The organism is [Mycoplasma] phocae (assembly GCF_003332325.1).
Taxonomy (GTDB): domain Bacteria; phylum Bacillota_I; class Bacilli_A; order Mycoplasmatales; family Metamycoplasmataceae; genus Metamycoplasma; species Metamycoplasma phocae.
The window spans coordinates 306279-332798 of sequence record NZ_CP029295.1 but is presented as its reverse complement, the minus strand read 5'-3'; the positions used below and the strand labels follow the sequence as shown (position 1 = coordinate 332798).

25 protein-coding genes and 2 tRNA genes are annotated in these 26520 nt (G+C 26.3%); 18 read left to right on the top strand and 9 right to left on the bottom strand.

From position 1 onward, the window contains the following. Positions 1-379 precede the first annotated feature (379 nt). From DA803_RS01480 to DA803_RS01470, 3 genes are all read left to right on the top strand, one after another. Positions 380-2626, top strand: a complete 2247-nt coding sequence (locus DA803_RS01480; protein WP_114190868.1) for a coiled-coil domain-containing protein — start codon at positions 380-382, stop codon at positions 2624-2626. A gap of 221 nt (positions 2627-2847) precedes the next feature. Continuing rightward, entirely contained in the window at positions 2848-5094 is a 2247-nt protein-coding gene (locus DA803_RS01475; RefSeq protein ID WP_114190867.1) for a coiled-coil domain-containing protein, read from the top strand. 247 nt (positions 5095-5341) lie between these two features. Then, positions 5342-6238 (top strand): hypothetical protein, encoded by an 897-nt coding sequence (locus tag DA803_RS01470; protein WP_114190866.1) that lies wholly within the window; start codon positions 5342-5344, stop codon positions 6236-6238. Between the two features lie 305 nt (positions 6239-6543). Here the strand turns inward: DA803_RS01470 and DA803_RS06190 are convergent, their stop codons facing one another. The 5 genes from DA803_RS06190 to DA803_RS06175 form a co-directional block, all read right to left on the bottom strand. After that, entirely contained in the window at positions 6544-6882 is a 339-nt protein-coding gene (locus DA803_RS06190; protein WP_114190865.1) for a hypothetical protein, read from the bottom strand. Between the two features lie 269 nt (positions 6883-7151). Next, positions 7152-8465, bottom strand: coding sequence for an MnuA family membrane nuclease (locus DA803_RS01460; protein ID WP_114190864.1), 1314 nt, complete (start codon positions 8463-8465; stop codon positions 7152-7154). Between the two features lie 112 nt (positions 8466-8577). Continuing rightward, positions 8578-9750, bottom strand: a complete 1173-nt coding sequence (locus DA803_RS06185; RefSeq protein ID WP_114190863.1) for an ABC transporter permease subunit — start codon at positions 9748-9750, stop codon at positions 8578-8580. Further along, complete coding sequence (locus DA803_RS06180; protein WP_114190862.1) at positions 9737-10705, bottom strand: ABC transporter permease subunit; 969 nt, start codon at positions 10703-10705, stop codon at positions 9737-9739. The genes DA803_RS06185 and DA803_RS06180 overlap by 14 nt, the downstream gene beginning before the upstream one ends. 15 nt (positions 10706-10720) lie before the next feature. Next, a complete protein-coding gene (locus DA803_RS06175) occupies positions 10721-11482 on the bottom strand; it encodes a hypothetical protein (RefSeq protein ID WP_114190861.1) in 762 nt (253 codons plus the stop codon). Between the two features lie 551 nt (positions 11483-12033). On the opposite strand from DA803_RS06175, the gene DA803_RS01440 reads away from it, so the two are divergent. Next, positions 12034-12369 (top strand): hypothetical protein, encoded by a 336-nt coding sequence (locus tag DA803_RS01440; protein WP_114190860.1) that lies wholly within the window; start codon positions 12034-12036, stop codon positions 12367-12369. A gap of 235 nt (positions 12370-12604) precedes the next feature. Beyond that, a complete protein-coding gene (locus tag DA803_RS06170; protein ID WP_114190859.1) occupies positions 12605-13774 on the top strand; it encodes an MHO_1580 family protein in 1170 nt (389 codons plus the stop codon). Here the strand turns inward: DA803_RS06170 and nadE are convergent. Continuing rightward, on the bottom strand, positions 13758-14531 hold the full coding sequence (nadE, locus tag DA803_RS01430) for an NAD(+) synthase (RefSeq protein ID WP_114190858.1): 774 nt from the start codon (positions 14529-14531) through the stop codon (positions 13758-13760). The two genes, DA803_RS06170 and nadE, sit on opposite strands and share 17 nt — an antisense overlap. Positions 14532-14672: 141 nt before the next feature. On the opposite strand from nadE, the gene efp reads away from it, so the two are divergent. Genes efp through DA803_RS01415 form a run of 3 tightly spaced genes read left to right on the top strand, consistent with a single transcriptional unit; the run spans position 14673 to position 17402 of the window. Next, entirely contained in the window at positions 14673-15230 is a 558-nt protein-coding gene (gene efp, locus DA803_RS01425; protein ID WP_114190857.1) for an elongation factor P, read from the top strand. A 2-nt stretch (positions 15231-15232) separates the two neighbouring features. Continuing rightward, positions 15233-15544: an MMB_0454 family protein gene (locus DA803_RS01420; protein WP_114190856.1), complete on the top strand. Its 312-nt coding sequence runs from the start codon at positions 15233-15235 to the stop codon at positions 15542-15544. After that, positions 15534-17402 carry a thiamine pyrophosphate-binding protein gene (locus DA803_RS01415; protein ID WP_114190855.1) on the top strand — a complete coding sequence of 623 codons (1869 nt, stop codon included), beginning with the start codon at positions 15534-15536 and terminating at the stop codon, positions 17400-17402. The genes DA803_RS01420 and DA803_RS01415 overlap by 11 nt, the downstream gene beginning before the upstream one ends. Here the strand turns inward: DA803_RS01415 and DA803_RS01410 are convergent. Next, positions 17399-18118, bottom strand: a complete 720-nt coding sequence (locus tag DA803_RS01410) for a pseudouridine synthase (RefSeq protein ID WP_114190854.1) — start codon at positions 18116-18118, stop codon at positions 17399-17401. The genes DA803_RS01415 and DA803_RS01410 overlap by 4 nt on opposite strands. A 111-nt stretch (positions 18119-18229) precedes the next feature. Between DA803_RS01410 and DA803_RS01405 the strand changes: the two genes are divergently transcribed. From DA803_RS01405 to DA803_RS06155, 5 genes are all read left to right on the top strand, one after another. Continuing rightward, positions 18230-18550 (top strand): MG284/MPN403 family protein, encoded by a 321-nt coding sequence (locus DA803_RS01405; protein WP_114190853.1) that lies wholly within the window; start codon positions 18230-18232, stop codon positions 18548-18550. Beyond that, positions 18534-19682, top strand: coding sequence for an MHO_1580 family protein (locus DA803_RS06165; RefSeq protein WP_114190852.1), 1149 nt, complete (start codon positions 18534-18536; stop codon positions 19680-19682). The genes DA803_RS01405 and DA803_RS06165 overlap by 17 nt, the downstream gene beginning before the upstream one ends. Positions 19683-19711: 29 nt before the next feature. Beyond that, positions 19712-20212, top strand: coding sequence for an MHO_1590 family protein (locus DA803_RS06160; RefSeq protein ID WP_277869742.1), 501 nt, complete (start codon positions 19712-19714; stop codon positions 20210-20212). An 8-nt stretch (positions 20213-20220) separates the two neighbouring features. Beyond that, complete coding sequence (locus tag DA803_RS01390) at positions 20221-20448, top strand: acyl carrier protein (protein ID WP_114190850.1); 228 nt, start codon at positions 20221-20223, stop codon at positions 20446-20448. Between the two features lie 34 nt (positions 20449-20482). Next, a tRNA-Trp gene (locus DA803_RS06155) sits at positions 20483-20557 on the top strand. 90 nt (positions 20558-20647) lie between these two features. Here DA803_RS06155 and DA803_RS01380 read toward each other — a convergent pair. Beyond that, positions 20648-20722: transfer RNA gene (locus DA803_RS01380), tRNA-Thr, on the bottom strand. Positions 20723-20837: 115 nt separating this feature from the next. Between DA803_RS01380 and truB the strand changes: the two genes are divergently transcribed. Then, the gene (gene truB, locus DA803_RS01375) at positions 20838-21704 is read left to right on the top strand and encodes a tRNA pseudouridine(55) synthase TruB (RefSeq protein WP_114190849.1); all 867 of its coding nucleotides are present in this window, start codon (positions 20838-20840) and stop codon (positions 21702-21704) included. Beyond that, entirely contained in the window at positions 21697-22500 is an 804-nt protein-coding gene (locus DA803_RS01370) for a YcsE-related riboflavin metabolism phosphatase (protein ID WP_114190848.1), read from the top strand. The genes truB and DA803_RS01370 overlap by 8 nt, the downstream gene beginning before the upstream one ends. A 47-nt stretch (positions 22501-22547) precedes the next feature. Here DA803_RS01370 and DA803_RS01365 read toward each other — a convergent pair whose 3' ends face one another. Continuing rightward, the gene (locus DA803_RS01365) at positions 22548-23411 is read right to left on the bottom strand and encodes an FAD synthase (protein WP_114190847.1); all 864 of its coding nucleotides are present in this window, start codon (positions 23409-23411) and stop codon (positions 22548-22550) included. A gap of 119 nt (positions 23412-23530) precedes the next feature. Between DA803_RS01365 and prfA the strand changes: the two genes are divergently transcribed. The 3 genes from prfA to DA803_RS01350 are packed head-to-tail and all read left to right on the top strand — an operon-like array spanning position 23531 to position 26468. Beyond that, on the top strand, positions 23531-24610 hold the full coding sequence (prfA, locus tag DA803_RS01360) for a peptide chain release factor 1 (RefSeq protein WP_114190846.1): 1080 nt from the start codon (positions 23531-23533) through the stop codon (positions 24608-24610). Further along, a complete protein-coding gene (locus tag DA803_RS01355) occupies positions 24610-25323 on the top strand; it encodes a peptide chain release factor N(5)-glutamine methyltransferase (protein WP_114190845.1) in 714 nt (237 codons plus the stop codon). The genes prfA and DA803_RS01355 overlap by 1 nt, the downstream gene beginning before the upstream one ends. Positions 25324-25358: 35 nt before the next feature. Continuing rightward, positions 25359-26468: a DnaJ C-terminal domain-containing protein gene (locus DA803_RS01350; RefSeq protein ID WP_114190844.1), complete on the top strand. Its 1110-nt coding sequence runs from the start codon at positions 25359-25361 to the stop codon at positions 26466-26468. Positions 26469-26520: the final 52 nt, after the last annotated feature.

Genomic DNA, 26520 nt, shown 5'->3' with positions numbered 1-26520 from the left:
CCCTTTTTCGGGTATTTTTTGATCTTTTAAATTATTAAAAAAGCGAATATTTATATTGAATATTTCTATAAATTACCCTAATTATAATCAATTTAGAAATGTCATTTTTTTAAAAAATTATTCAGTTAAAATCCATTAATGCATAAAAAATTAAATTTATTTATAAATTTATCTTTTTATTGTTATTATCTAAAAAATGACTTAATTTATATATTTTTTTTATAAGAATTAAGCTTTTTTTATTAATAAAAAATTAATATGTGGTAACATTTATTTAATTATTTTTTTAGTAAATATTATTTAGTTTACTAATAATTTAGTGAAATAAGAAAATGTTTAATACTTTAAACACTATTGAAAAGAAAACGGAGAGGTTTTTATGAATTCCTTAAAAAGCAGAAATAAAAAAATTATTTTGAGTGTCACAGCTGGTATTTTTATTATATCAACAGTGACTGTTGCTTCACTATACGCAAAATACAACACTAACAAAAGTGATACAATAAAAGATCCAAGAACTGGTCTTACAAAACAAGAAGAACAAAAAGCTAGAAGATATGATCCAAACAAAGACGAAGAATATGATCTATTAAGAAAATACATTATCAAAGTTATTAAAGTTTTACAAAAAGGAACAAAAAATGCTCAACAAAAACTAAATCTAAAAGAATATCAAATTGGTATAGCATACTTAGAGGAAGCCATTAGTTTTGGGAAGGGTGCTTCACTTATTGTTGATAGAGCAATTGAAGTTTCTTTAAGAAATGAAAAGAAAGTTGAATTAAAGGGTGATAGGGATGCGCTAAACGCAGTTCTAAAAGAAGCTATTAAAGCCCTTGAAGTTGCTAAAAATGAATTGAAAAAATTAGTTGAATATCAAGCAATCGTGAATGAAGCAATTGCTAATATTGAATCTACAATTAAAAAATCAGAAGGCGCAGTTACTATTCCTGAATTTAATTTTATAATCACGGAATTAGAAAAATTAAATGCATTATATATACCAGTTGAAGCAAAAGCAAGAGAATTACTATTAATTGAAGAAGCTGATAAATTAGCAAAAACATTAGAAGCTTCAGTTGCTAAAATTGCTGAATTAAAATCAAAAATTGGTAATCAAAGTATTGATCAACAAAAAGAAAGCGTTAAAGTATTTACTAACGGATTACAAGAAAAAATTAATAAAATCAAAGAAAAAGCAGCAAAGGCTCAAACCGCTGTTGATATCGAAGATGTTTTAAAAGAAATAAAATATCTAACTGATTCAGCAAAAGCTGTAAAAGATTTAGCAGATACATTAGGTCTTACTGAAGACTCAGCAAAAATTGCTAATTATATAAAAGTATTAGAAGCAGAAGAAAAAGCACTAAAAGACCGTTTAGAACAAAAAAATAGAACTAATAGAGTATTGCAAGATAGAACTAAAGCATTTGTTGAAGAAATTCAAAATCATATCAAGAATTCAGAAAATGTTAAATCATTGAAAGACATTGACGATATAATTGCAAAAATCGAACAATCAATTAAAAATTCTATCGATTTACAAAAAGCATTAAGAGATGAAAAACTTTCAAAAGAACTTGGTGAAGTAAGAGATGCTATTTCTGAAGCTCAACAAAAACTAGAAAATATTAAAAATCAAAAAAGAGATATTGAAGACCAAATTCAAACTGAAAAAGAAAATATAACCAGAATTGTTACTAGTCTTGATTCAGATTACAAAAAGGCTGATGAGGAATCTAAAAAAACAACTGGTGATACTAGCGCTTTAAGAAATCTTAAATCAAAACTTCAAATTTCAGAAGCTACATATGATAGATTAAATGCTGATACAAATATTTTTGTTAAACCACATATTGCTGATAATATTGCGGCATTGAAAAATAAAATTGATGAAATTAAAGGAAAAGTTAAACAAGTTGAAGATGGTTTTGCTAGAAACCAAAAGGATCTTAGTGAAACTTATGTATCAAAACTGCTAGAAAGACCTGATAATGTATACTACGGCAATCAAAAATTAAGTGATGTTATGTCACTAAAAGAACATCTACCATCTAATATAGATAAAAACAAGGATAAATTAGTACTTAAAATTAATGAAGGTTTGGTTGACCTTGATACTAATGTAAAAATTGAAACTGACTACAATGACGTCGAAGGAAAGCTTTTAGTAAGGGTAAGAGTTAATCGTTTTGGTGTTGAAAAAGAAAAAATATGAACATTTAATGGATACCAAAAATTTGAAGATTATTTTGCTAAAAATAAAAGAGATTTACTTGAATTATCATACAGAGGAACCAAAACTTTAAAAGAAAAAATTAAAGAAGAGTATGGCGACAAATTATTAGATTTCATCGCCGCAATTAGAGCTGAATCAGGATTACAAAGGTGAGATTTCTTGAAAGAAAATGGCTTTTCATATAGGTGAAAAATAGAAGATGTTGCCAAACCTGTTGCGTTAAGCTTTTTAATAGATGAATTTGCTGCTACAGAAAATTCGATTACCCTTATTTATCGTTTTAATGCTGTTATAAGAAATGCCACTGAAGCAACATTTGGACAAAAAGAAGGTATATCTGGCATAAATGGTGATAATAAAGCAGAAGCAACTATCTTTATTGAATAAATTAATAATTCGCAAAATAAATTTTGAAGATTTTTTATAAAAAATGCTAATTTTATGAATAAAATGTTATTAATAAAGAAAATTAATATTAACTTTTGTGAAATTTTTTAAAAAAAATTTATTTTGTATATACTTATATCTATAAACGTATTATTTTAATAATAATATGTTTTTATTCAACAAAATATGAACATCTGTTAAATGAATAAAAAGGAGAATTTATGAGTTACTCAAAAGATAAGAAAAAGAAAAAAATTATTCTAAGTGTTACCAGTGGTATTTTTATCTTATCAACAATAACTGTTGCGGCATTGTATGCTAAATATAACAATAATCGCGATGATATAATTAAAGATCCAAAAACTGGACTTACAAAACAAGAAGAACAAAAAGCTAGAAGATATGATCCTAACAAGGATGAGGAATATGATTTACTAAGAAAATATCTTATTAAAGTTATTAATGTTCTACAAAAAGGTACAAGAAATGCTTATAAAGAACTAACAATAAAAGATTATCAAGTTGGTATAGCATATCTTGAAGAAGCAATTAATTTTGGTAGAGGTGCCTTAATTATTGTTAATCGTGCAATTGAAATTGCTTTGAAAAATGAAAAGAAAGTTGAATTGAGAGAAGATCGTGATGCTTTAAATGGTACAGTGAGAGAAGCTCTAAAAGCATTAGAATTAGCTAAATCTAAATTAAAGAAATTGCTTCAATACCAAGCAATCGTAAATGAAGCAATTGAAAATCTTTCAAATGCTCTTAAAAAAGCTAATGAAGCAGTTACTATTCCTGAATTTGAATATATTATTAGAGAAATGGAAAAATTGTTAGTTGTATCTAAACCAATTGAAGAAAACGCAAGAAAAATGCTATTAATTGAAGAAGCAGATAAACTATCAGGATTAATAAATGAAACTACCGCAAAAATTAATGAATTAAAAGGTAAAATAAATAGCCAAAGTACAGAACAACAAAGAGAAAGTGTTAGAATATTTGCTGCTGGACTATCAGAAAAAATTAATAGAATCAAAGAAAAATCGGCAAAAGCAATTGCTGCTGTAGATATCGAAAACCTTTTAAAAGAAGTTAATTTCTTAATCGAATCTTCAAATGGTGTTAAAGATTTAGCTAATAAACTAGGTCTTGGCCCAGAAGCTGAAAAAATTGAAGCCGGTCTAAAAATCCTAAAAGAAGAAAAAGCGACTTTAGAAGCTCGTTTAACAAAAAAAATACAAGAAAATAAACAATTAATAGATCAAAATACTGGCATAATTAATGAAATTCAAAATAGTATTGATAACTCAGAAAAAGCAACATCATTAGAAGAACTAACTAAAGCAGTAGAAGATCTAGAAGCTTCTATTAAGAAAGCGAGTGAGTTAAAACCAAAACTAGAAAAAGAAAAATTATCTAAAGAAATTAATGAATTAAAAGATAAAATAACAGAAGCTAGCAGAAAACTAGATGATCTTAAATTAAGAAAACAAGATAAAGAAGATCAAATTAAATCAGAAAATGAAAATTTATCACAAATTACCAGTAGTCTTAAAAGAGATTACATTGCTGCTGATGTTGAATCAAGAAAATTAGCTGGTGATACTGCTGCGCTAAGAAAATTCAAAGCAACCATTAATATTGGCGAATCTACATACAATCGATTAAATGCAGACACTGTTGATTTTAAAAAGCATATTAAAACCAATTTAGATTTATTGAAAAAAGAAATAGATGATATTAAAAATAACAAACTTGGTCAAGTTGAAAGCAATTTTGAAAAAAACCAAAAAGAAAATAGCACCATTTATTTAGATGAATTAGTAAGAGTTCCAAATATTTATGTTGATAATGTAAAATTAGAATCATCAAAATTAAGAGAACTTCCAGCTTCAAATATTGAAAAATTTAAAGATAAATTATCAATAAAATACAAAGGTGGCGATGTTGATCTTGATACTAATGTAAAAATTGAAACCGATTATAATGATATTGTAGGTCAAGTCTTTATTAAGATTACTGCTAAACGTTTCAGTGTAGTAAGAGAAAGAATCTGAACTTACGGTGGATTTGAACCAGTTAATCGTTATATTCTTAAAAACAATGAAAAATTATTAACACTATCACATAATGGTGGATTAGCAGCAATTAATAAAGAATTTGAAAGTTTTTCTAAATTTATAGGATTTTTAAAAGAAATTAAAACCCCACAAGAAAGAAGAGATTTTTTACTAAAACATGGATTTTCATTCAAATGAAATGTAAATGATTCTTTAATGCCCGTTAAGTTAGATTTTAGAATTTCTGAAATTAAAGATTCATCTACTGGAGGAAATAATAAATTTAGCATTGTTTATGATTTGGAGTTAGTTGTAAGAAATGCAACACAAACTACTTTTGGTCAATCTGCGTCTATTACTAATATTGCATCGAAAACTCAAGGAATAGCAACCATTACTTTAAAATAAATAATATGTGAAATACCCATCCTTGGGTATTTTTTACTTTGCCAAAATCGTAATATTTTTAGCTAAAAATAATTAAAATAATTATTTAAAAGGTGGCTAAATTTTTTTTGACCTTATTTTTACTAAATTATCTTAATATTAGGGTGTTGTATCAATGTTATTCCTTTTATTTTTGTTTATTTTTGTTTTAAATAATATTTTTTTGGTAAAATTCATTATATAAATTTATAAACAATATGGAGTAAGAATGAAAAGAGAAGAAAAAAGAATATTAGAAAAATACTATATTTCAGAAGCATTTGATGAAAATAGAAATATCTCATTCAATTTTAAAAAAGCTAATAAAAAGATTTCAGGAAATTTTGCAGAGTTTATTGATGCGGTTGAAGAGTTCATTAGAATTAGTGAAAAATCATATCACGATACAAGAGTTTGGTTCCACCGTGATGGCGCATATCGTGGTAGCGTCGGAATCGATAAAGCTCGTTTAATCGTTGAAAGAATTAAAGAAAAATCAATTAAGAACCAAGATGCTATTACATATATCGAACAAGAAAACTTGGTTGAAAAATCAACAAATTTCGCAAAACAAGAAGAAGTAAATTTAAAAGACGAAGCTAGAAAAGTAACATTTTTAGTAATGGGCGTTGAGTCTAAGAAAGCATCACAAGTAGAAATTTCAGATATTAGACCAAATTCTATTTATGATGTTGTTATTGATGAAATTGCACCATCAAAAAATGATCGTGAATTATACATTTACTACCACATTACTGCTGGAGAAAAAACTTCTCCTAAAATAATGCATACAATTAAAGGATTTGCTAGTGCTAAAGTTTCAACTTGTTCAATATCTTCACCATGTAATTCAAAACATTGTCCTAGATGCTCAACAAATTTATCATATGCTAAAAATACAAGTTTAAGTAAAGCAACCTTTTTATCGCTAGTTTCAACAAAATGAGATGCTTCAAATAGTTTATCAATAGTTAAAGAAGAAGAAGTAGTAGAACCTGAAGAAGTTGCAGTTCCAGTAGAAGAACCAAAAAGAAGTACAGGATTCTGATTCCTAATTAGCGTATTGTGATTATTAATTTTTGTAAATATAATTTTAATAATTTTAAGAGTTACCGGAACACTATAATTAGTTAATAATTTTAAGCGCACAAGTTTGCGCTTTTTTATTATTAATTTCTTAAAAAATAATGATAAAAAAACCTGTGATCATTTCAATGTAACACAAGTTTTAGTTTGATAAAATAATTTTACTTTGTTTAAAAAAATATAATACTAAATAAACCAATAAATGATAAATTTTATTTACTAAATCAAATATTTTTTAATTTAAATTGAAGCAATCGTCATTTTTTAATAAATTAAAAGACTTGGACATGTCTAGACTTTGATTCTGTTCGTTTTCAATACGACTATGAAGAGCAATTCCAGAATTTATAGAAATACCATTATTTTTTCAACTATAGCACATTGCTCTAACTCCTCAAAATTTGATGCAATTTCAAAAATATTAGATGTTAAAATAATAAAATAAAATTTATTTAAATATTTTTCTAAATACTTAAAATTAACAAAATCAATATTGTTTAAGATAATTGTTGGTTTTATTGAACTATCAGATCCATAATTATTAAGTCATTTATTTAAATTATCTTGATTAATAAAAATATTTTGATTAATATCTAACAGATTTTTAAATAATTTATTTTTATCAAAATTTAGATTTAAAAAATCTTCGCCTATGTGATCATTTAAAATCTCAAGTTTATTCATCAAATATGACTAATAAAATTCTCATAATTTAATTTATCATTAACTAAAATTATTTTATTCAAAATATTTTTAGAACTAAAGCATATAAATCGCTTAATTTTGCTAGATTATGAATAATTTTAGTGCTATATTTTTCTGAGCAAAGTATTTTAGCTAGTCTTTACTATTTTTCTGCTGCTAAAACATTAAATATGTGTTATTTTATAAATTAAAAAAAGCAAGGTGCGATTGACACTTGCCTTTTTTGTTTAATTTTAATGATACTAGTTTTATTTAATTTCGAAATCTAAATAAACTAAGGTGTGATCACTTATCTTATTGCGAATGAATGAAAAATCACTGATTTTCTTACCTTGTTTATTAAGTTGAAGTTTTGGTCTTAGGTTTAAAATTACATTTCTATCTCAAATTCCATTTTTAAATCCGTTAATAATATCGGCTTTGAATGGAACATTTTGGTACTTCTTATCTTTATATGTTGTTTTTTCATATTCATTAATAATGTTTAAACCGCCGTTTTCTTTAAATAGTAATTTATCATAAGCGTTGGCGTACCCATTCTTTTCATTTGTGCCTAACGATGTTTCATAAAATTCGTATTTTTTTGCCTTTGTGGTTGTTTTTTTGTCTTCGAATATTGACATTTCACCATAATAGTTTTCTATATTATTTTTTATGAAATTTTCACTATTAAATAAACGATTATTTTCAGTTTTGATATTAGTGTCACCCCCGAAGATAATTGAGGCATTATTTGATAATTCCTCATAATATTTAAAGGCATTTGCTATTTCCGAAGCCTCAGCAACTTCTTGAGCTCCTTGTCCTTTGTATGTTTTATCTGCTTTTTCTGTGCTATTTTTTCCAACTGCCGGACTATCTAGATGACCAAATATTGAAACAAATGGTTTACTTCCTTCAATAGTTTCAAAATATGCCGCAAATAGTGGTCTCTTATATGAAGTTCCTTGAAATTTTTGGGTGGTTCCATATGATTGAATATTTTTTCCGTTAGTAAAATTCTTTTCTTTAATTCTTTTATAGTTGTAAATAATTGCAACCTGTTCTTTGGTAGCATTAGAACTTGTTGGGTTTGCATCTTTAGTTGGTTGTATTAAATATTTAAATGAATTATTACTATTTATTGAATTTAATACATCTACAATATTTTTAACATCTTCCCCGCGATTGTAATTTATTTCTGTTAATCCAACAACATCTTGCTTGCTTTTATAGATTAGTTCAGCAATAGCTCGCACCTTGGGTCCGTTTTTGTCGCTTGATTCTGTACTGCCATAATTTAAAATATTTCAATGTCCTACTCTAATTAAATTCTCTGGTTTGTAAAACATTTCTTCAACATTTTTAGGAACAATTACTTCTCTGTTGATATTGTTTGAACCTTTTTCACCTTGATTTTCTTTTGCTCGTGATGAGTCACTCTTTTGATTTTGAACATCTTTTTTTTCAGATTTTATTTTTTGATAGTATCTATATCCATAATATCCACCGACTGCAATTCCGGCGATGGCGCCTAATGCTAGGATGACTTTAAGCGTTGTTCTTATTGGTTTTATTGCCATTTCTTTCTCCATTCATAAATTAAATTATATTATTTTTGAATACATTTTTCGTTTTTCAAAAATAATATATAAAAAAATATACATTTTCTAACGAAAAAATTGTATATTTTAATTATTTTTTTAAAGATAATTTTGGATAGTATGTGGTTGCGAGAGATATATTGAATAATTTTAGTGAAATCGAAAATGATGTTAAGTAGAAGGATACAAGCACTAGATAAACTCAATTTGACTTCGCTGACAGTAGTGCTTCTTTTAAAATAGTTCCAATATTTAAATTTCCTTCATTAGTAATTAAGTCAAGAAAGGCAAGAGAAGAAATAATTAAAATATTAATAGCTAAACGATCAACAACTAAAATTAGCATTGTTGGTAAAATCGCTTTAAATAAATGACGATAAGTAATCTGGAATTTATTTAGTCCAACAACAATTGCTGCTGATATATACTCTTTTTTTATTAATCCCAACATTTCATTTTTAGCAATTTCATAATAAGAAATTCATGATATTAGAGAAAAAGCTAACAATATTCAATATCATTGTGTTCCCAAAAAGATACATAAAATGAAAATTCAAATTAATTCTGGGATTGATCCTAATACTGTAGCGATTTTATCAATTAAATTAGCATATCATTTACGTTCATGAAATGCATAAATAGCAGCTAATGAAAACCCTACTAAAATATTGATGGCTATTGCTAAAATAATTGTAGTTAGTGTAATGAAAATTGAGACATTAATTCTTGCATATAAATCAACACCGTTTTGATTAGTTCCTAAAAGTGTACTAGGAAGTGAAATGTGTGAGTTTGAGTTTAGATTAATAGCTTTTATTAAATCATATGGATTATACACTAGTGTAATAATGTCAGTGTTGACAGTGATATCTCCACCAGAATCCAAAGCCGAATCAAAAGCAATTGTGAATTGTGGAATGCTATTGGTTTGAAAAGCTCTTTGGCCTTCTAATTTAGCAATTTCTCGAATAAAGTCAACTTGTGGCCCACGTTCGAAATTGTGAACTACCAGTTGGTTTATTGCTGGCAAGTTATTTACAAAATTAGAATTGGAGTCAATGGATTTAGTAGGTGAGTTTCTAATAAAGATTAGGGCAATTAAACTAGAGATAATAATTGTGGCTAAAATCACTAAGCTTGCAATATTGATTTTTTTCTCAAAAAACCTTTTTCAAAATTGTCGTTTTTGACTTTGGTGAATTGCATACGTTTTAATAATTGGTTTTTTTAGTGCAAATTTAAATAAATTATTATTTGATTGCATGTTTTTTGACTCACTTTCTATTAAATCATTTTATTCTTCTTTCAATATTTTGTAATGGATTTAGTATATTTAAAATAACTTGATTAATTCATTTAAAAATAATTAATGTAAAAAAACTGAAAGTAAAATAAAACATGATTAAGTTAACTTCGCCTTTACTAAAAGCATATGAGATAAATACACTTTGTCCCGGGATAGAGAAGATTCTTTCGATGACTAATGAACTTGAAAATAAGAGAAGATAGAAAGGAACGATTGCTTGTAATTCTCCAATCACAAGATTTTTAAAAATTTGTGATTTAAATAATTTTCAGCGACTATTGCCTAAAGAAATTGCAAATTCAAAATAATTAGATTGCATAACATTTTTAGTAATTTTCCGTGATCTAGCGTGAAATAGACTAATTGATCCAAAAGCGCTAATGATAGCCGGAACCAATAAAGAAATTAGTAAATATTTAGAGTTACTAATAAATTGCGAAGGGTATCCTAAAAATGTTGAAGTTCCTAAAGCAACTATGGCTAAAACTATTAATGGAATAGTAGAAATCGCCGCTACAGTTAGATTAATAATAAAATCTGTGCTCTTATTATATTTATACGCACTTCAAATTCCTAGCACATTACCAAGAATAAAACCAATTGAGAAACTTAGAATAGTAAATAAAATTGTTCATTTAAATTGTGATAAATATAAACCAAAAATGCTGAGATTAACATTATTTAATTCGCTTGAAAAAATCCGCCCAGTTTGAAATGAAAATAAATTGCCTAAAAAATAAAGATATCGTTTTCACAAATTACTTTCAATTTGACTACTAACTGCAATATTTTTTTTAATTTGCGGTTCAATTAAAATATTTATTGCAAAAAATACTAGTGAAATAATGATTAATAAAATAAAAAAATAAATAGCTATTTTTTTAACAATAATAAGTGAGCTATTATTTTTCATTGTTTGTTTCCAATATTATGATTTTTCTAATCCAGTAATTACAAAGTGAGTAGGGGCAGGGGTAGTTTTATCAGGAGATGATTTTTGATAAGTAAAGACTTTTTCAAAGTGTAGTTGACCAGAATCAGAAACTTCTTCAACATCACTTTCGTCAAATTTAAACTCAGATTCTTTATCATTTGTATCAATTTGTTCGACCTTAACATATTTTTGTAAGGCTTTGATCAATTCATCAAATCCTTTCTTTTGAGCCGCAAGAATTTCATTTTTAACTGTTGTAATTGGCGCAGTTATTTTTGATTTAGTTTCTAATTTTCAATTTCCAAAAGTATAACTATCTTCAATGGCTACAATTTTAAATCCTCTAATTTCAAATCTGGCATGTGCTACAACCCCCTTAACGGTTCTGTCAATATCTAAATGAATTAATCCTTCATCTTCATGAGGGTGAGTTGATTTATTAACTGCAAATGTCGCACCATCTGGCATTTCTTCTGTTTCCTTGTAGGTAATTCCATATTTTTTGAAAAGACTTTTTACTTCATCTCAGTCTTTTGCTTTAACAAGTGCATCTGATACTTCATCGGCATCGGTTTCAGTTTGGTTGTGTGCGATTTTAGACAATTTAATTGCTAAGTGTTCTTCAAATATTTCTTCGCTAATATCTCTTTTGTCGTCTTTTTTCTTTTCGTTAGTGCATGAAGCTACAATTAATGGTAAGGCAAAAAGTGAACTCAACGAGACTAATGAAATGGTTAACCTGGTATTTTTTTTCATATTATTCTCCTTTATTTTTAACATAAATAATTATATATTAGTTTAATAAAAAATGTAAATATTATTTTTCTAGCAACAAATGAAGTTAATAAAATCACTAATTATCTAGACTAAAAGATTTTTTTAAATTAAAAATTTTTAAGCACATTAATTTAATTTCTAGAGTTAAACAATTATCATAGAGTGAATAATTTTTGACATTAACTAGCAAGATCATTTAAAACCTATAAAAAAATTCTTCAGAATAAGATTTTATTAAAAAGTAGTATAAATTAAATTTTTTAATTAAAAATTATTAATAATTTAGAATTAAAAAATTTAACTAAAAATCATTTTTTACATTTAAAAATTCTAAAATGTATAAAAAATAAGCAAATTTTCTTAAAAAATTATCTTTTTTTTCGCAAATATTAAAAAAAATTTGTTAGCCGTCTTAAAATTAAAATGTGAACAAAAAAATGTCTTAATTTAGGAAGCTTTTATAAAAATAAACAAAAATTTCCAATTTTAAAACAAAATTTTGATTTATACAAAAAAAGATGAGGAGGTATATGATTAAGATATTGGAAAAATTCAAGAAAATGAATCCTTTTAAAGTATTAATTGATTATGGCTTTAATGACATTGATATTGATTTAGACGATGTTTGTTTTACAAATAAAAAGCAAATGTATACATACAAAAAAATGTTTAAAAAAATATACTCTGATCTATTAATTACTTTTGAAGAATCTTTGCCTGAAGACATTAGAGAATTGTATGTAAAACTATTCAAAACTAAAGATGGATTTACTAAAACAAATTGAAAAGATTTCTATGTATCAAAAGCAACATTTTATAGAAAAATAAATAAATTATTTATAGCTTTATCATGAATATTCTGCTAAAAGCTAAAAGTTTTATTTATTTATAAATAATAATATTTAGCAGTTTCATTTTTCAAATTTAATATTTCAAAAATGGTGTAATGAATGTGTCTAATAAAAAAATAAGGAGACATATGAATAGACACATTTTATTTAAAAATTCTCTTGATATTTTCAAATTGTTTCATGCTTTTTGCAAAACTAAATTTGAACTAATACTGCAGATAAAAAATTTATTATTGAAATTTAGAAAATAATGTTTAGCGCAGCACCTATAGTTCAAAAATATCAAGAAGAAAGCAACAAAGTTTATTATAACGAGGAATGGGATTGTTTAGTAAGTCCCATGAATACGGTATACACAAGATTAGGCAGTAATACTATTAGTAGTAGTTATTTACAAACATTTTCAAATGCATTGTTGGATAAATTACCGGTATATCTAAAAATAGATCGGGATATTAACACAAATGCAGCATTTATTGAGCTAAAAATTCATGAGAATATGTTGTTGGGAGATACAAAAAAATTAACCTTGAACGATAAAAACATGAATTTAAGCAATAAAAAACTAGATAATGACTACATTATTTATAAAATTACCAATTATGAAGATGGTGGAAGAATATATTTTAATGAAATAAAAAAAATGTCATTTCTTTCATATACACGAAGAAGAGGCCATGCCAATTACTATTTGGCTTTTGATTTAATCTTTAAATTTTCAACTACAAAAAATGATGTTGGTATAAATGATGATATTTTCAAAACACCAATATCAACTTCAGTGATTAAATCAGCTAGCTTTGTAATTGTTAATAAATCTATGAATTTACACATTAGTAAGTTGCCATCCTTATCAAAAATTCATAAATTAGAAACAAAAGTTAATTTTTATGAACCTAAAATTGGTATTCCGTGAAATAAAGTCGCAACTTCAACAACTAAATTATTATCGAATGAACCAGATGAAAATTTTGATTTTGAAAACATCGAAAATAATAAGCCGGCGTTAATTAGTGAACTAGAATTTGGCAATGAAACATTTCCGGTAAGAAATTTTACTATTGATTCGCATTATAACAAAATATCAAAAACCGAATATTCCTATGATTATTTGATTAGTGACAATTTTCAGTACAATTTATTAAAAAAACAATTTGAAAAAAAAGCTAATGGAAATAACCCTGGGTTTTATATTCCACTAAATTTCTCAGGAAATATTTTTGGAAAATTAATAGCAAATGAGAATAATTTTCCAAATTTTAAAGAATTAGATTTTAAAATTCCGGTTTTTAAGCCTTTTTTCAATAAAAAAGATGGAATTATTAAGCTTAATGTTAATAATGTAAATATTAGCGAAGAAGAAATGTTTAAATCACATGAAATTTGAAAAGAAATTGAAAAAACTAACCCTTTAGTTTAGGACCTTTTGGTGGCAAGTTCCGCTTATGGGTTGTTTTTTTATATAAATTTTCAATTCGATTTGCAATGTCTTTTGAAACTAAGTTTTTATCAGTAATTCATAGTTCAAAATCCTGATATGAGAATCCAAGTTCGCTTTCATCGTCTTGATCCTCAATTAAATTTGCCGATGGTTTTTTTAAGATGATTTCAATTGGAACATCAAGGATATTAGCTAGCGCATATATATCACTTTTTTTAATATTAGCCAATGGTAGAAGATCGCATCCACCATCGCCATATTTTGTAAAATATCCCAAATAATACTCATCAAAATTATCAGTTCCCAATACCAAAGTATTCTTTTCTTGACTCAGTGCATATATTGAGGTCATATACAATCTCGATTTTAAGTTAGCCACTGCCATTTTACTTTCAATTTTTAAAGTTTCTTTTAGATCAATGAATTGTGAAGATAAATCAATTCATTCAATTTTTTGCTCTAATGATTTTTCTAGTAATCTAACATGGTTTTCAGTGTATTCATCTTCTCTAGTTTTAAAATAATAAAAATTAGTTTGATTAGGAAAAGATAATTTGGCAATCTTTGCAAGCACTGCACTATCAATGCCGCCTGATATTCCAAGAGAAATACCATTAGTCTTAGCTGAATTATTTTTTTGGATTAGTCAATTTTTTAATTTAGTAATATAGGATTGATAAATTTTTATTTCTTTTTTTGTTAATTCGGGATTATTAAAATTTTTAATTGTTTTCATAGATTAAATTTTAACAATTTTGTAAATAATAAATCTTTTTTAAAATTAAAAGTTGTAGTTTTAGTTAAATATCTAAAAATTACTCAAAATATATTTATAATATTGATTAAAATAATTTTTATATTTACTTAAGGAGAAAACATGATAAATGTTAATGATTTAAAATCCGGAGTTACTTTTCAATTAGATGGTAATATCTATGTTGTTTTAGAAGCACAACATTCAAAACAAGGAAGAGGACAAGCTAATGTTAAGGTCAAAGTTAAAGATTTAAGAAATGGTTCAACTACAATTAAATCTTTTACTGGTGGCGACAAAGTCGAAAAAGCAATGATTGATAAAATCAACATGGATTATTTATATAATGCTGGTGACAATATTGTTTTAATGGACCAGGAAACTTTTGAACAAATTGAAATTCCAGTTGAAAATTTAAAATGAGAATTAAACTTTTTAAAAGAAGGTCAAAAAGTTATCGTTAGAAAATTTGAAAGTGAAGTTTTAGACATCGAACTTCCAGCTAATGTTAGTTTAAAAGTTGTTGAATCACCAGATGCTGTTAAAGGGAACACTGCTCAAGCAGCTCAAAAAAAGGTAACCTTAGAAACTGGTTTTGTAATCGAAACCCCATTATTTATTAAAGAGGGTGAAATCGTATCTGTTTCAACCGAAACAGGAAAATATGTTGGTAGGGCATAATTATGGATTATATTTCGGTTAATACCAAAATGAATTTTGCTTTTAAAGTAGAAGTTGCAGTTATTAAAGATTCAATTCAAAGCATTTTTAATAATATTGAATACCCAATTCGAATTAGTGATTTGGAAGTAGTGTCAAATGATAAACATTCAAACGTAAGTATTAGTTTAAAATATAAAATCGGGCAATTTAGTATTTTTTCTTTTCAAACAAAAATGATAGTATTTTTAATCGAACAAAAAATTTATTCTTTAATTAATACAAAACCAATTAATATTAATTTGGTATTTGAAGGTGTCTTTAATGAAAAATAATAAGAGATTTGACAAAATTGCGGTTGATAATTTAAAAATTAATGCTTTAGCCACTATTTTAAATACCAATAATAATCATCCAAATATGTTAATTTCAGCGGCAAAAATTTTTCATGCCGTATTTTTCTATCATCTTAAATTTGATGCAAATAATCCTAATTGAGTAGCAAGAGATAGATTTATTTTAAGCTCAACTCATGGCTCACAGCTATACTATTCAATGTTAAAAATGATTGGATTAATATCAGAAGAGCAACTGAGAAACTATGGTAAAAAAGATAGTGACTTGCCACTAACTATTGAAAAAAATGCCAAATATTGTATTGATTTTTCATCAGGATCATTAAGTCAAGGTGTTGGAGTTGCTGTGGGATTAGCAGTTGCTGAAGCTCATATGTCAAATAAGTTTCCTGAAGTCTCACATTTTACATATGTTTTATGCAATGAAAGTGATTTACAAGAAGGCAGCGCCTATGAGGCTTTAACTTATGCCGGTATGAACGGACTAAATAAATTAATTGTTTTATATGATTCTAATTCAATGGAAATTAATACTTTAGATAGTCGCAAAAAAACTAATAATAAAAAGAAATATGAAGCTATAAATTTTAACTATATTTTTCTTAATGACGCAACAACACTATCAATTTCAAAGGCGATTAAAAAAGCAAAAAATAGTACTAAACCAACCTTTATAGAAATTCGAACCGAATTTAGTGAAATGAATTTTTTGACTGACGGAATTGAAAAGAGCGAATTTAATGAAGAGGTTTTAGAAAAAATCAAAGAAAAAAGTTCTTTTCAAAAAAATGATTTTTTTGCGTCATACGCTGAAGTAACACAGGCTTATAAAGAAATGGTTGCAAAAAATTCTGAAAAATTTAATCGTTGAAGTCCATCAAATGAATTGCTAGCCTTTTTAAGTGATGAAATTAAAGAAAACATCAATGATATAAACACAAAAGATGATATTAGTTATGAAAATGCAACTTATTCTATTGTTAATAATTTAGCAAATAATTATGGAAATATTTTTATATGTAACAATAGCGTTATGTCTACAACTAATAACCATTATTTAAATGGAGTATTTGAAAAAAATAATCTAGATGGTCGAACAATTCTATTAGGTAATCGAGAAATGGCAATGGCCAATATTGCTTGTGGTCTTGCGCTTCATTCTAATATTCGACCAATAGTGTTTATTCCACTATCATATGCTACTTATATTTCCTTAGCAATAAAAATGGCCGCAATTAATAAATCGCGGGTATTGTTTGTTTTTGTTAATGATTTAGTTTTATTTTCAACTGGGCAGATAAATCAACCAATTGAACAACTAATGCTTTTAAGATCTATTCCCAATCTAACAACAATGCGACCATTTGATATTAAAGAGTTAAAGGGTTCTTTTGAATATTATTTAAATAACACAACAAACCCGGCCGCTATTTTAATTAGTGATAATATTATTCCAGTCATTAAAGAAACATCTAAAAATGAATTTAAAGCCGGCTCATATTATTTACTAAATTCCAATAATAAATTCACTTTAATATCAACTGGCTTTGATCTTAAAATTATGTATAATATTGCCAAAAAATTAAATCTTTCATTAATATCGGCTTCAAATATGAATAATCTAAGAAAAATGAAATATGACCGTAACTATACTATTTCATTTGAAAGTATGTCAACTAGTGGTTGAAAACAATATGCTAAATATAATATCGGAATTGATAATTATGAAATTAACGAAATTATTTCAACAACTCAAAGTAAATTAGAAATTGATGAAAAACATATTGAATCAAAAATTATTAATATTATAAATAAAAATTCTAATAAAGAAAATTAAGAAACTTTCAACTTAACTTGTTGAAGTTTTTTTAATTTTTCGATTTCAGTAGTATTCAATTGTCTAAACTCGCCAATCTTAAGTTCTTTATCATTTAAAAATCCAAATGATCTACGATGTAATTTTATTACTTGATTATTAACGAGAGCAAAAAGATTTTTAACATGGTGATTTCTTCCTTCGTTTAATGAAACAAGATATTTTTTATCTTTTATATGCTTAACTGTTTGTTTTGAAAATTTGCCATTTAGTTTGACAAAATTGGAATTTAAAAAATTTAGTGATTTTATTTCTAGCTGAGATTCTAATTCGGCAATATATTCTCTTTTAATCTCCGATGATGGATGCGCTAAGAAGTTAGCCAAATCGCCATCATTAGTTATTAAAATAACTCCTGTGGTATTAAAATCAAGTCTGCCAACTGAATAAACATAATCATCAATTTTCATATGTTGATATATTGTTTTACGCCCTTGCGGATCATTTAAGCTACAAATGGTATTTCTTGGCTTATTTAGAAGCAAATAAATAAATTTTTGCTTAGCTTTGAGTAATTTTCCGTTGATTTCGATCTGATCATTAACATTTGCCCGCATTCCAATTTCAGCACGTTTCCCGTTAACAAATACCTTACCTTCCTCAATTAATTTCTCTGCTTCACGTCTTGAGCAGTAACCTAAATTGCTTATTATTTTTTGAATTTTTATCTCTTCCATATTTCCTCCTTGAAACTCTTAAAAAATTATTTATATAATAAATACATTTCTTATTGTATCAATATTTGCAATATCTCCCGTTTATTTATTTAAATATAAGTGGAGGCAAAAATGGATTTAAAAAACATAGATTATATTAAAAAATTAAGTTTACAGCAAAAACGTGATTTTATCACAAAATATTGCATATATGTAAATATGAAAAACCAAATTAATAAAAAAAATGATTTATTAAAAAATAATAGAACTGCACTTGAAATTTTTCTTGACACACTTAACAATGATTATAAAAAAATATTTATTGAGGATTTTATAATAAATAACCCCGATAGTGAATGATATCTAAATAATTGATCAAAAAATTCTTATTATAAAAAATTACATTTTGTAATCAACCTATTTTTGAGTTTTGTAAGTGCTATTAATAAATAATTTACCACCACAAGAAATATCATCTACGAATATAAGACCAATTTTTTGATTAGAAAATTTTTATGTCAAAGCAGAGCGTGCAGTTTATTTAAAAAAATGAGTTAATTTTACTGAACGAGCCAATTTAGCAATTAGAAGATTAATTAAGGATGATAAATTTATTATTGAATTTCAATATCATAATTTTAGTAGTGGTATAAATGATATAAAAGTGGAAGCTTTGATTAATAATAAAAAAGTAACTTTTAGCAAAGAAGAACTAGGTGGTGGATCTTATTCATTTAGTTGTATAAGTGAATTTAGTCCGGAAATTCAAAAAACTCTATTTAATGATATTTCTAATGTTAACTTTGAAATTTTCATTCTTAATGAAAAGACATGATATCAAGCAGAACGCTATACTTATGCAATAAATTCAATTAAAAATAATAAGCAAATTAAAATTGATAATAATGGGGCAAGTATTAATTTATTAACTAAACTTAACATATCAAGCATTCCTAATGCGGTTGAGCCTATTAAAATGAAGCATTATGAAAAGCGTGAATATTTAAATTTTAATTTTAAACCAATAAAATTGGAACTCGGAAAATTTAATCAAAAAATTTATGATTTTAGTTTATTAAAAATTGAAACTGATGGAAAGATCAATAAGGTAATTAATCAAACAGATATTGAAAAATTAGAAATTAATGCCAAGATTGATTTAGAAACTATTAAGGGGAATGTTGATCTATTTTACAACCCTTGAGATAATAATAAAAATAAAGAAATTTTGATTGATTCATATTCTTACTATGATAATAAATTAAAACAAACTATTATTTCAGCAAACAATGAGTCTTCGAAAAAAGGAATTATTTTGCCTCTTGATTTTTATGGAAATTTTCACTATGATATGGACATTTCGTTTGGTGAAAAATTAAAAAAATTCACTCTAATTTATAATCAATTTATTTCTAAACCTTTTTTTGATCGAAATATTGGTTTAATCAGTTTAGAGGTGTCAAATATCCGGGGGTGGTTAACGAAAGAAAAATGATATACAGTAAATCATAGTGAAGTGGACAAAATTGTAAAACATGCAAAAAGTCTTGATGAAATTTGAAAAATTGGAGGTAAAAAGTCATAAGCAGAAAAAAAATACTTATTGGTTTGTCGGTGGGAATATTAGGGATTGCCGCTATAGGTGGAACCGTTGCTGCGTTTTTCTTAATAAATAAAAAGAATAACAAACCTAATCAAAAAATAGATAATCAGGGTGTAAAACCGGAAGATACTCAAAATCTCAAACCTAATGAAAGAGATAAAGAGACAATAGATGAAGATATTGATGATAACGGTGAAGAGATTATCAAAGATATTGATAAACCGAGCAAAAAAAGAAAAATAATTGAAACTCCTTGAAAAGAAGTTTTTCCAGAAATAAAATCTGAGGATTATTATGATTATTTAAATTTTAAAGATGGTCAAGGTTGAATTGATGAAAATATGATCACGGTTATTATAAAAGATATTTTGAATCGAATGACCGTTACTGATGGAAAAATTAAATATGCTTATAAACAAATTGATAATCAAAATGTGATAATTTCTTTATACTGACAGAACCAAACACGAAAAAGTTTTGTATCATATAAGATATCAATAAATAAGTTATAATTATTTCTATGAATATAGAAGAAATAATTTTTAAAGAAATTAAAAAATTAACAAGAGTTAAATTTGATTTAAACTCAACTATTGAAAGTTTAAAAATTGATAGCTTAGATCTAGTAATTCTTGTTAGTGATATTGAAAAAAAATATAATATAAACATCTTAGATGATGAAGAATTAAGTAATTTGAAAACCGTAAATGATATCGTTAAATTATTTTCTAAAAAAATAAATAAATAAAATTAAAATGTTAAAATATTTAACGTAGCATTTTACGGGTATAGTTCAATGGTAGAACAACGGGCTTCAACCCCGTGTGTTGTGAGTTCGAGTCTTGCTACCCGTGCCATATCATTAATTTGAAAAAAAATAAGTAATGTTTAGAGATTAGACATTACTTATTTTATTTATGTTTTTTAAAAAGGGTCATAAGATGAAATGGTGCCGTCAATTGGAATTGAACCAACGACCCCTTCCTTACCATGGAAGTGCTCTGCCCCTGAGCTATGACGGCATAACACTAACAATTATATAATAAAAATAAATAAAGATTTTCATTTTTAAAAATATTTTATTAATTTTTATTATATAATGATATTCCCAACAAAACAATAATTAATAGGATAAATATGTTTTTTAAAATTAATAAGAAGCGAGGCATTTCCAGCTTTCAGGCAATTAAGCAATTTGCAAAAGCAAACAATATTAAAAAAATAGGGCACGCAGGAACTTTAGATCCTCTAGCAGAGGGGTTGCTTATTGTTGCCACAGATGAAGATACTAAGGCTCTTCATTTATTATCAAGTAGTAGCAAAGAGTATATTGTTGAAGCTACTTTAAATAAAAGTTCAGCAAGTTATGACGAAGGCGAAGAAATTTTCGAAATAAAAAATCCAGTAACTGTAACTAAATTGGCAATGCTGTCAGCTATTGAGAGAATAAAAAATACAACAACTCAAATTCCTCCAACTTTTTCTGCGAAGAAAATTAATGGAGTTCGTAGTTATCATCTAGCAAGAACAAACAGAGAAATAATTCTTAAACCATGTGATATTAAAATTTTTGAATTAGAATTATTAGATTTTGATGAACAAAGACAAAAATTTAAAATTAGAACTTTAGTATCAAAAGGAACATATATTCGTAGTTTAATCCATGACCTTGGACTATTACTAAATACTGATGCAGTTGTAAATTTTTTACAAAGAATTTCTATAGATAAAATAAAATTAGAAAATGTGGATTATGTACAAATTGAGAACTTAGATGAACTCTTTAACATAAAAATTATTAATCTATCAGCTCCTGAATTAGAATTTATTTTTAAAAATTTTAAAATAATTAAAAATAACGAAAATTCTAAATATGAGCGAAATATATTTGTATTTAATAAATTAATTATTGGATGAGGACATAAAGAATTGGATAACTATCATTTCGAAAAAATATTTTTAAATCGAATTGAAAGGTTAATTAAGGAGAAAAATAATGACTAAATATAAAATGATTGTTTTTGACATCGATGGTACCCTATTGCCATTTGGAGTAGATGAACTTACTCCTCGTATGAAAGAAATGTTTGAAAAATTGAAACAAAAAAATTACATAAATGTTTTATGTTCTGGTCGTGATATTTTTACAGTGGGACAACAAATCAACAACCCATATGTTGATTATTTTATAGGTGCTAATGGTACATTTATATTAGATTTAAAAACTCGTGAATATATTTTTGAAAAAACTATTGAATATGAAGATTTTATAAAATTTAGAAAATATGCTGAAGATCATAATTTGCCATTTTCATTTGTTGGTAATAAATGAGGATATTACAATAACCTATTTAACATTGATCATTGATTTTATCGCCCTTACAAAGATAAATTCATATCAGAAAAAGAATTTGAAAAACAAAATGATAAAAATTATCTGATTACTATAAGTTCAAAAACACCACATGAATTAGCAGTGAAATTAGCAAAATTTTTTGAAGAAAACAATATGGATTTATGAATTTTGGCAGAATGAGTTGGTGGAGTTTTCATTTCTGCTAAAGGAATTACCAAAGCTACTGGGCTAAAAATATTGGGTGATTTACTAAATGTTAGCTTGGATCAAATGGTTGCATTTGGAGATTCAGAAAATGACATTGAGATGCTCGAAGAAGTCGGGTTAGGAATTGCCATGGGCAATGGTGAAGATGTAACTAAAGATGTTGCTAAAGAAATATGTTTACCAGTTACAGAAGATGGACCTTATTTCAAATTAAGAGAAAAAGGTTTTTACGATTAAAAAATACAAAAAGCTCAATAATAAAGGGCTTTTTATTTTTTTAATATTTACATATTTTCAATAAATCAACGTTTTCCAATTTCAATATCAGATTTTGAAAGTTTATCTTCTTTAATACTATCAATATAACGGATTCGGTGTAGAAATTCAATAAAGATTTCTTCATATTTAGAAGGAATAATTTCAAGATCATATAAATATAAAATATTGTTTAATTGATTCTCTTCAGAATGGTTCTTGGAATTAATCAAGGTAATGCCATGGTATTCAATATTGCTAATAACAACATTGACAATATATACACCATCTTTGAGTGAAATTAAATTTTTAGGATATTTATATCTAAATTTATCCATTGTCGTAATAAATGCGTAATTTTCTATTAACAGAGCATTCATCCCTTCGACATTACCTTCTTTAATAAATTCATTAATTAAGGTTGATGAAATTTTGGCTTTATTAACTTTTTTTTCATCGGCTACATAGACTTCAAATTCTTTTTTTAAGTCATTAATTGTCCCTTTTTTCATAAAACCAAAGCGAAAATCCTGACCACAAACAATTTTTTTAACCCCGTTCTCTTTTAGACTCTTGATAAAAATCTTATAATCTAAATTTAGTAAATTTTTATCCATATTGATAATAAAAACACTGTCAAAACCTAGTGCATGAAATGTGTATAACCGTGTTTTTGGTTGAAAAGCTTTTTCTGAAGCAATTTCGCCTTTTCTAATTGGATTTTGAAACATCATTGCTGCTAATTCTAAATGGGGGTTAGTATTTTTAAGATCTCTAGCAATTTTAAATAATTCATTGTGCCCTAAGTGTAAAGTTTCAAAAGACCCTAAACAAATTACAATATCTTTGTTTAATTCCAATTTTGATTTTATATCCCAACTATAAATTTTCATATTTAATTAATTATAGTTAAATTTTTAAAAATAAATAAATTAGTTTGGATTATCTTTGAAAATAAATGGTGATACATTTTCTTAGATGTTATTTTCAATTTTGTTATAATAATTTTACTATGGAAAAAACAATGTATGAATCACTAACTTCAATTGCTAAGCAATATGAAAACCTCTCAGAAAAACTGAACACACCAGAAATTTATAACGATATCAAGCAATACACAAAATTAAGTAAAGAAAAAGCAAATTTAGAAGATATTTACACTCACTTCAAGGAATATCAAAACATTGAAGATTTACATAAATTAACAAGAGAAATTCTATCTTCTGAAAAAGATGCTGAATTATTAGAATTAGCCAAGAATGATATTGACAACCAAGTTAACCAATTAAATGATTTGGAGAACAAAATTAAGGAGCTGCTTTTACCTCAAGATGAAAATGATAAACGAAATGTTATTATGGAAATTAGAGGCGCAGCTGGCGGTGACGAGGCTAACATTTTTTCTGGAAATTTATTTAAAATGTATCAAAAATATTGTGAAGATAAAAATTTTAAAATAAAAATTATTGATTCAACATTTGGTGTGGCTGGCGGTTTTTCACAAATTGTTTTTAGTGTGAAAGGTGAAAAAGTTTTTTCTCAATTAAAATTTGAGCGAGGTGTTCACAGAGTTCAAAGAGTTCCACAAACTGAAACTCAAGGAAGAGTTCATACTTCAACCGCTACAGTAACAGTTTTGCCCGAAATTGATGATGATGTTAAAATTGATATTAAACCTGAAGATATTGAAATTGATGTTTTTAGAAGTTCTGGTGCCGGTGGTCAATCCGTTAACACAACTGACTCAGCTGTTAGAATAACTCATAAACCTAGTGGCATAGTTGTTACTTCACAAGATGAAAGAAGTCAAATTCAAAACCGAGAAACAGCGCTGAAAGTTTTAAAATCAAGACTTTACGAAATTGAAATGAATAAGCGAGAAGCTGAAGAAAGCGGTTTAAGAAAACTATCTGGAACTGGTGATCGTAGCGAAAAAATTCGAACTTATAACTATCCACAAGACCGTGTGACTGATCATCGAATTGGTTTTTCAACTTCGTTAAAAACTATTATGGATGGGGATCTTGGAAAAATTATTGAAGCTCTAATTGCCGATGAAAAAGCCCAAAAAATCAAAGAGGCAGGGTTATAGTGATTTCCGAAAATGAATTGCTCCATGAAAAAATTCGCTATGACTTACCACTTACTATTTCTAAAAAAGAAAAAAAATTACTAAAAAAAAATGTGCCATGTCAAAAAATTATTGGATATCAAATTATGCAAAATGTGCACATTGATTTAAGATATAAAGTGTTAATTCCTCGATATGAAACCGAAGAATTAATTTTATTTTCATACAATTTTATTAATCAAAACACAAAAATATTAGATTTAGGTTGTGGTTCAGGTTTTATTGGAATAGCAATTGCCAAAAATAAAAACACTAATAACATAACAATGGTAGACATTAGCCGTCAATCCATTAAACAAAGCAAATATAATGCCAAAATTAATAATGTCAATCCCAAAATTGTTCGTTCTAATTGATTTAAAAAAATTTATGAAAAATTTGACCTAATTATTTGCAATCCCCCTTATCTAAATAAGAAAAGCAAGTTTTCAAAATCACTTAGACACGAACCTAAAAGAGCATTATTTGCTAAAAACGAAGGATTAAAAGAATATCAATTTATTTGCAAAAACGCGATTAAATATTTGAATTATAAGGGAATGTTAATCTTTGAAATTGACCCATATGTTTCAGTATGATTTAAAAGCAATTTTCCCCATGCTAAAATTGTCAAAGATATTAATCAAAAGGAGCGCATTGTTGTTTTGCAATACGATGATTTACTAAATTATTAGCACTCTTACCCTTTTTGTGCTAAAATATATAAGCTATGGAAAAAAATAAGAGAGATTATTATGAAGTATTAGGAATTTCACGAGATGCCAAAGATAGTGAAATTAAATCAGCATATAGAAAATTGGCGATGAAATATCATCCCGATAAAAACAAAGATCATGATGCTGAAGAAAAATTTAAAGAGGTAGCGGAAGCCTATGAAGTTCTTTCTAATCCTGAAAAAAGAAGACAATATGATCAATTAGGTCATTCAGCATTTGATCCAAATTCATTTAACTTTTCAGCAGAAGATATTTTTGGAAGTTTCTTCGGTAATTTCAAAAATGCTTTTAGTGGTTTTGATGGTGCCACTGGATTTGAAGATTTATTTAATTTTGGTCAAAGACAACCAAGACAACAAAGAGGTGAAGATTTACACCGGAAATATGTTATTGAGTTGATGGATGCTATTAAAGGTAAAAAGGTTCTTGTTGATTTAATGAAAACCTCTAAGTGTGCGGTTTGTGATGGATCTGGTGCTTATTCTTCTAGTGATGTTTATCGATGTGAGAAATGTGATGGAACTGGTCAGGTTAGAAATATCTTGGGAATATTTTCAGCACTTAGCACTTGTAATAGATGCTCAGGAAATGGTAAAATCATTAAAAAACCTTGTAATACTTGTAAAGGATCTGGATTTCAAACTAATGAGGTTTCAGAAACAATTGAAATTCCAGCCGGAATAAAAGACGGAGAAAGTATTGTTTTAAGAGGATATGGCATGCCTTCACCTAATGGTGGAGAACCAGGGGACTTATTTATTTATATTAATGTAAAGAAAGATAAACACTTTGAATTAGTTCACAATGATCTTGTCCTAAGTGTTCCAATTTCAATAAAATCAATTATTTTAGAAGAAGAAATTATTATTCCAACACCATATGGTAATCAACCAATCAAATTAAATAAAAATATGAGATTAGATGGAATAATAACTTTGAACAATTTAGGTTTTCCAATTAGAAATAGTAATAAAAGGGGTAATTTAATTATTACAATTAAACCTTACATTCCTGAATTTAATAAAAATGATAAAGAAAAAATTCGAGAAATATTTGATAATTCTAAAGATAAAGAATATAAAACGTGGTTAGATAGTTTCTAATCACTTTTATTTTTTTTATTTTAATCTTATATTAGGTTTATGTTATTATTAT